This window comes from Nonomuraea sp. GTA35 (assembly GCF_041950525.1).
GTDB lineage: Bacteria > Actinomycetota > Actinomycetes > Streptosporangiales > Streptosporangiaceae > Nonomuraea.
The window spans coordinates 1-710 of the sequence record NZ_JBGNUV010000061.1 but is presented as its reverse complement, the minus strand read 5'-3'; the positions used below and the strand labels follow the sequence as shown (position 1 = coordinate 710).

Below are 710 nucleotides of genomic sequence, written 5' to 3'. Positions count from 1 at the left end.
AGCGGCCGCTGCGCAGCGCTCCGGCCCGGCTGGTGCGCCAGAACAGGGCGTTGTCCGGGGCTGGGGCTCCGTCGAGGAGGTAGGGCAGGAGAGTGTGCCCGTCCAGTGGGTGGCTGTCGGCGGGTCGCACGCCGGCGGCGTCCAGGATGGTCGCCGTCCAGTCCTGGGTGATGACGGGGACGTCGCTGACCTGGCGGCCGTCGAGGGCGGCGGGCCAGCGGGCGATGGTGGGCACCCGGATTCCCCCCTCGTTGAGGTGGCCCTTGGACCCGCTCAGCGGCCACTGGTAGGACCAGCGTTCGCCGCCGTTGTCGCTGGAGAAGATGACGAGGGTGGTGTCGCGCTGCCCGCTGTCGGTCAGCGCCTTCAGCACGCGGCCGATGCCGGCGTCCATGGCCTCGACCATTCTGCGGTAGGTGCCCAGCGAGCCGCCGTCGGCGTGCTGGAGCGCTCCCGGCTCTCCGGCCTTGATGCGGGCGGTGAGGTCCTTGCTGACGTCCTGGTCGCCGGGCGCCTCCCAGGGCCAGTGCGGGGCGGTGAAGTTGAGGTTGAGCAGCCAGGGCCGCTCGCGATGTGCGGTGATGTACGCCGCCGCGTGCGCGGCCACCGTGTCGGTGTAGTACTCCAGCGATTGCGTCGGCACTTCGCCCTCGTACAGGTCCACCTCGCCTCTGCCGCTGACCTTGGAGTAGTAGTCGATGGCGCCTCCG

General features: G+C 71.4%; 1 protein-coding gene. It reads right to left on the bottom strand.

Features of this window, described 5'->3' with window-relative positions:
* Nucleotides 1-710, bottom strand: a 710-nt coding sequence (locus ACBJ32_RS59375) for a sulfatase-like hydrolase/transferase (protein ID WP_375134403.1), incomplete at both ends; no start/stop codon positions are given.